The sequence below is a fragment of the Streptomyces sp. ACA25 genome, from assembly GCF_028200735.1.
In the GTDB taxonomy this organism is placed as follows: Bacteria; Actinomycetota; Actinomycetes; order Streptomycetales; family Streptomycetaceae; genus Streptomyces.
Genome location: NZ_JAQKPV010000035.1, coordinates 1 through 6,592 on the forward strand (window position 1 = coordinate 1; position 6,592 = coordinate 6,592).

Genomic DNA, 6,592 nt, shown 5'->3' on the forward strand with positions numbered 1-6,592 from the left:
GCCGCCAGCCCGTCCTGCTTGGAGAACTCGGAGAAGACACCGGGGTTGGTCATGACCGTGACGCCACCCGCCACAGCCATCGCGCACTCGCCGTTGCGCAGCGACTGCGCCGCCAGGTGCAGGGCCACCAGGGACGACGAGCACGCCGTGTCGATCGTCATCGCCGGGCCCTCCAGCCCGAACGCGTACGCGATACGCCCCGACAGCACGCTGCTCGACATGCCGGTGAGGAAATGCCCTTCGGAACCGGAGTCGGTGGCGCCGATCCCGTATCCGGAGGGTGAGGCACCGACGAACACGCCGGTCCGGGTGCCGCGCACCGAACGCGGGTCCAGGCCGGCACTCTCGAACAGTTGCCAGGAGGTTTCCAGCAGCAGCCGCTGCTGCGGATCCATCGCCACCGCCTCACGCGGCGAGATACCGAACAGGTCGGCGTCGAAAGCAGTGGCGTCGCTGACGAAGCCGCCTTCCGGGGCAAAGCTGACGTCCGTGCCGCCCGCGTCCCAGCCGCGGTCGGCGGGGAACGCAGTGACGCCGTCGCCGCTCGCGGCCACCAGCTTCCACAGTTGGGCCGGCGAGTCGGCGTCACCCGGATAGCGGCATGCCATACCGACGATCGCGATCGGCTCGTCGGACAACGCAGCCGTCGTGACCACCGGCTGGGCCTCGTCACCGCCGAGCAGGGTGAGGAGGTGGCGGGCGGCTGCCGAAGGAGTGGGGTGGTCGAACACCAGAGTCGCGGGCAGACTCAGGCCGATGGCTTCGGCGACGCGGTTGCGGACCTCGACAGCGGTGAGAGAGTCCACGCCCAGGTCCTTGAAGGGGCGCTCTCCGTCGACCGGTTCGGAGTAGCCGAGGACCGCAGCGGTCTCCCGGCGCACCAGATCGAGCACGGCACGGTTCCGCTCCGGCTCGGAAAGGCCGGTGAACAAGGACTGTGCTGCCTGCACGCCCGAGTCGTCGGGAACCGTCCCGGCCAGTGCGGTCCGGACCTCCGGAAGCTCCAGGAGCAGAGGGCTGGCCCGGCGGCTGGTGAACGTGGGCGCGAAGCGGGTCCAGTCGACGTCAGCGACCGTCACGCAGCTGTCTCCCGTGTCGACCGCACCCGACAGTGCGGCGATGCACAGACCCGGCGGCATCGGCCTCAGTCCGCGTCGCCGGAGGTACTCGTCCGCACCCTCCCGAGCGGCCATGCCGCCTTCTGCCCACGCGCCCCAGGAGACCGCGGTGGCGACCCGTCCGGCAGCGCGCCGCGCACCGGCGATCGCGTCGAGGTGGGCGTTCGCCGCGGCGTATCCGGCCTGCCCCCCGCTGCCCCACACACCGGCGATCGACGAGAACAGGACGAACAGCTCCGCATCGGGCAGGAGTGCGTCCAGGTGGACGGCGCCGAGGGCCTTCGCACGCAGGCTCTCCGCGAAGCCGGGCACCGACGTCGCCTCCAAGGCCATCGCCGGGTCGACACCCGCGGCGTGCACGACGCCGGTCACCGGGTGCTCGGTCAGCAGTGCGGCGAGCGCCTCCCGGTCCGCCACGTCGCACGCGATGACGACCGCGGTGGCACCGAGCCCGGCGAGTTCGGCAACCAGGTCCCCCGCACCCGCGGCATCCGGTCCCCGCCGGCTGGTCAGCACCAGTTTCCCGACACCGCGACGCGCCAGCCAGCGGGCCGCTTCGGCTCCCAGCGCACCCGTGCCACCGGTGATCAGTACCGGACCGGTCAGCGGTGTCCCGTGGGCGGGTTCGGCCGCCGGAGCACGGACCAGCCGACGGACGAAGATTCCTGCCCCACGGACCGCGGCCTGGTCCTCGGGGCCTGCCAGAACTGCGGTGAATCGCTCCATCGCACGCGTGTCGGGCATGGCGGGCAGGTCGACCAGGCCGCCCCAGCGCTCCGGATGCTCCAGGGCCACGACGCGTCCCAGGCCCCAGAACCGGGAGGCCGCCGGGTCGGTGAGCCGGTCGGCCCGGCCTGTGGAGACGGCGCCCGTGGTCACGCACCACAGCGGAGCGGTGATCCCGGCATCCCCCAGGGCCTGGACAAGGGTCAGCGTGCCTCCGAGACCGGCCGAGACCGCGGCGTCCTCCGGGTGGTCCCGCGTGTCGTCGGCGAGCAACGACAGGACTCCCACGACGGTGTCGTCCGTCCCGGCGGCGTTGCTCAGCACTTCCGCGAGGTCTCCGCGGTTCAGCCGCGGGTCGGGCACGGCGACGTCGACCGGTGCGGCACCGGCACGCCGCAGAGCCTCGCTGCACCGGTCGGCATGGGCCGGACAGACGCCCTCGGTGCGCAGGACGAGCCAGGTCCCGTCGAGGGACGTGCCGGTACTCGGGGCGGCCGGCCGCCAGGCGACGCGATACCGCCAGGAGTCCACCGCCGAGCGTTCGGCGCGGGTCCGCCGCCAGACCGACAGGGCGGGCAGCACCGTTTCCAGGCCGTCGCCCGACTCCAGCCGCAAGGTCTCCGCGACCTGTTCGTGGTCCAGGCGGTCGACGGCGGCCCAGAAGTCGGACTCGGCGGGGTCCGCCGCTGCGGCATTCTGCGGAGGCTGCTCCTCCGGAGGGGCGGTCAGCCAGTAGTGGGTGTGCTGGAAAGCGTAGGTGGGCAGGGTGACCAGTTGGCCGTCGGGCAGCACCGCGGACCAGTCGACGGGCACGCCTGCGACGTGGGCCTCCGCCAGCGCGGTGAACCAGCGGCTCGGGCCGCCCTGGCCGCGACGCAGCGTGCCGAGCACGGCTCCCTCGCCGCCGGCGTCCTCCACCGTGCCGCTGATTCCCGGGAGCAGCACGGGGTGGGGGCTGACCTCCAGGAAGGCGGTGTGACCGTCCGCCATGGCGGCTCGTACGGCCCGGTCCAGCCGTACGGTGTCACGGAGGTTGCGGTACCAGTAGTCCGCGTCCAGCGTGCCGGTGTCCAGGGCCTGGCCGGTCACCGTGGAGTAGAACGGGACATCGCCCGTCCGGGTCGGCTGCGGGGGCAGCTCCTGGAAGACCGGTTCGAGCGGCTCGACGAGGGCGGTGTGCGAGGCGTAGTCGATCCCGACACGGCGTGCGTCCACACCGTGCCGCTCGCACGCCGCGGTGAGTTCTGCCAGCTCGGCGTTCCCGCCGCCGATCACGGTGGTCCGCGGACCGTTCACGGCAGAGATCCACAGCCGGCCCGCCCACGGTTCGAGGAAGGCCTCGGCCTCCGCCCCGGTCATCGGTAGGGAGACGAGGCCGCTCCTGCCCGACAGTTGTCCGGCGATCGCCCTGCTGCGCACCGCGACCACGAGCGCGGCGTCCGGCAGGCTCATCGCGCCCGCCACGACAGCGGCGGCCAACTCACCCTGCGACGCTCCGATCACGCCGGCCGGGACGACGCCGGCGGACCGCCACAGCTCAGCCAGGGACACCATCACCGCCCACAGCAAGGGCTGGACGGTGTCGGACCGCTCGGACGTGGCGCTTTCGTCGCGCAGCAGCGCCGAGAGCGGCCGGTCGAGGTACGGGGCCAGGGCGGTTTCGCACTCGGCGAACCGGTCTGCGAAGACCGGTGCGGTGTCGAGCAGTTCGACAGCCATGCCGGCCCATTGCGACCCCTGCCCGGGGAACACGAACACCGGGGCGACCCGGGTACGGGCCACGCCGCGGACCACGCCGGCGGGGGTCTCTCCCCGGGCCAGCCCGTCAAGACCGCGCCGGAGCTCCTCGGAGGTCGTGCCGAGCACCACCGCGCGGTGGTCGAGCGCCGCGCGGGCGGTGGCCAGAGTACGGGCGACATCGACCGGGTCGTGCTCCCGTACCCGAGCGAGGCGTTCGGCCTGGCCCCGCAGCGCCTCGGAGGTTCTGGCGGAGATCAGCCACGGCAGCACCGGGGAGAGGGGGCGTACCGGGCCTCCGGCAGGGCGGTCCGCCCCGGTCGCATCCCCGTCGGCGGTCCCGTCGGTGTCGTCCCCGGAGGGGCCGGCCGGCCCGTCCGCGCTCTCCAGAACGAGGTGTGCGTTGGTGCCGCTGATGCTGAACGACGAGATGCCCGCACGTCGGGGCCGCTCCGGATCGTGCGGCCACGGCACGGCCTCGGTCAGCAGTCCGACCTGACCGGCCGACCAGTCGACGTGCGGTGTTGCCTCGCCGACGTGCAGGGTGGGCGGCAGTTCCTCCTCGCGGAGGGCCATCACCATCTTGATGACGCCTGCGGCACCGGCGGCGGCCTGCGCGTGTCCGATGTTTGACTTCACCGAGCCGAGCAACAGGGGCGCGCGGCGGGTGCCCTGACCGTATGTGGCGAGCAGTGCCTGCGCCTCGATGGGGTCACCGAGGGTGGTGCCGGTGCCGTGGCCCTCGACCGCGTCGATGTCGGAGGTGGTGAGCCGGGCGTTGGCGAGCGCGGCAAGAATCACCCGCTCCTGCGACGGGCCGTTGGGGGCGGACAGTCCGTTGGAGGCACCGTCCTGGTTGACCGCGGAGCCGCGGATCACGGCGAGCACCCGGTCCCCGCGCTTGCGGGCATCGGCGAGGCGGCGCAGCAGGAGAACGCCCGCGCCCTCGGCCCAGCCGGTGCCGTCGGCGTCGGCGGAGAAGGGCTTGCAGCGCCCGTTCCCGGCCAGGCCCCGCTGCCTGCTGAACTCGGTGAAGATCCCCGGGCTGGTCATCACGGTGACGCCGCCCGCGACCGCCATGTCGCATTCACCGCCGCGCAGGGCCTGCGCAGCGAGGTGCATGGCGACCAGTGACGACGAACATGCCGTGTCCACGGTCACCGCGGGCCCTTCCAGGCCCAGCGTGTAGGCGACGCGGCCGGAGACGACGCTGGGCGCGCTGCCGGTCAGCAGGTGCCCCTCGGTCCCCGGTGGCAGCGTACGCAGCCCCGCGCCGTAGGCGGACGAGGAGGAGCCGATGAACACGCCCGTCCGGCTGCCGCGCAGGGACATCGGGTCGATGCCGGCCCGCTCCACGGATTCCCACACCGTCTCCAGCAGCAGCCGCTGCTGGGGGTCCATCGCCAGTGCCTCGCGCGGTGAGACGCCGAACAGTTCCGCGTCGAACCCGCCCGCGTCGTGGACGAATCCTCCCTCGCGGACGTACGTCGTCCCCGCGGCGTCGGGGTCGGCGTCGTACACGGCGTCGACATCCCAGCCCCGGTCGACGGGGAAGCCCGAGATTCCGTCACGTGCCTCGGATACCAGCGTCCAGAGGTCCTCGGGGGAGTGCACGGCGCCCGGGTAGCGGCAGCCCATGCCGATGATCGCGATGGGCTCGCTCCCGCGCGCCTCAGCGGCTCGCAGGCGGCGCCGGGTCTGCCGCAGATCCGCAGTGAGCCGCCTGAGGTAATCGAGATACTTCTGATCTTCGGCCACTCGATGTCACCTTCTCCGGACCGGCAGCACGCTTTTCGCGGAAGCTACTCGATGAAATCGCCGGGACCGCACCACAACGGAATCCCATATTCCCTCCGGCGAGAATACTGGGATCAGTATTTACGGCCGGTAACTCCCGCTGACCGTACGAGCCGTTCGGAGCCTGCGACAACCCCTAAAGCTACCCCTAGCCCGGCACGCACGCGCACCCCCTTACGTGGCCGGTCCCGGGCAGGAAAGGTGCGGAAGCTCCGCTCCGTGACGCACGAAGGAATTTCTTGAATACATCGGGCCGCTCACGATGTGTCATTCGCGCGCCGCCACACCGGATATGCCGCTCGGTGACATTCGCCGGACTGCACGTCAAAGGAACGTGAAGCGCGCTCACATTACGGCCCCACCGGGAACCCTGGCAAGGGCCTGCCTTCCCGGTAGGGGCCGCCGCGCCGGGACAGGGGTACCCCACCGGCGCGGCAGCCCGGTCACAGGCCCAGTTCCCGGTCGATGAGCGACAGCATTTCCTCGTCGGACGCGTCCTCGAGTTCCGACGGGTCGCCGGCCGCCGAGGGCCGCCCGTCGGCCCATCTGGACAGGAACGCCTGCAGCCGCACGGCCATCTTCGCCCTGGTCAGGCCGTCGGGCGGCGTCGCGCTGAACTCCGCTTCGAGTGCGTCCAGGCCGGCCAGGAACGACACGGTGCCCGATACCGGCCCCAGTTCGTCCCGAAGCCTGCGGACGAGGTCGGCCGGGGTGGGGTGGTCGAACACCACGGAGGCGGGCAGCCCAAGACCGGTCTCCGCCCCCAGCCGGTCCCGCAGCTCCACGGCCATCAGCGAGTCGAACCCGAGCTCGCTGAACGGGCGCCGGACGTCCACGGCACCGGCATCGGTGTGGCCGAGGACCACGGCGACCGCCTCGCTCACCACGGACGACAGCAGCGCGTCCTGTTCGGCGTCCGGCAGCCCGGCCAGCCGCTTGCGCAGACCGGACTGTGCCTCGGTGCCGCCCCCCGGGACGGCGGGCGGGGCCATGTCCGCTCCTTCGGCCGTGGCCGGGGAGGTGCGGACGAGGTCCGTCAGCAGCGGGCTGGGCCGGGCCGCGGTGAAGGCGGGCACGAACCGGTCCCAGTCGACATCGGCCACGGTGACGCAGATGTCTCCCCCGTCGACTGCGCGGGCGAGCGCGAGGAGTGCCTGATCCGGGTCGAGGGCGCGGATGCCCCGCTTGCGGAGGTACTCGGCAGCCTCGTCGCC

The 6,592-nt window shown here is 72.4% G+C and carries 2 protein-coding genes; both read right to left on the reverse strand.

All coding sequences use genetic code 11. The annotated features are described in order from the left end of the window. Positions 1-5,339: type I polyketide synthase (locus tag PJ985_RS22960; RefSeq protein ID WP_271685815.1), on the reverse strand; the 5,339-nt coding region annotated here is incomplete at its 3' end. A gap of 482 nt (positions 5,340-5,821) precedes the next feature. Continuing rightward, on the reverse strand, positions 5,822-6,592 hold a 771-nt coding region (locus PJ985_RS22965), incomplete at its 5' end, for a phosphopantetheine-binding protein (RefSeq protein ID WP_271685816.1).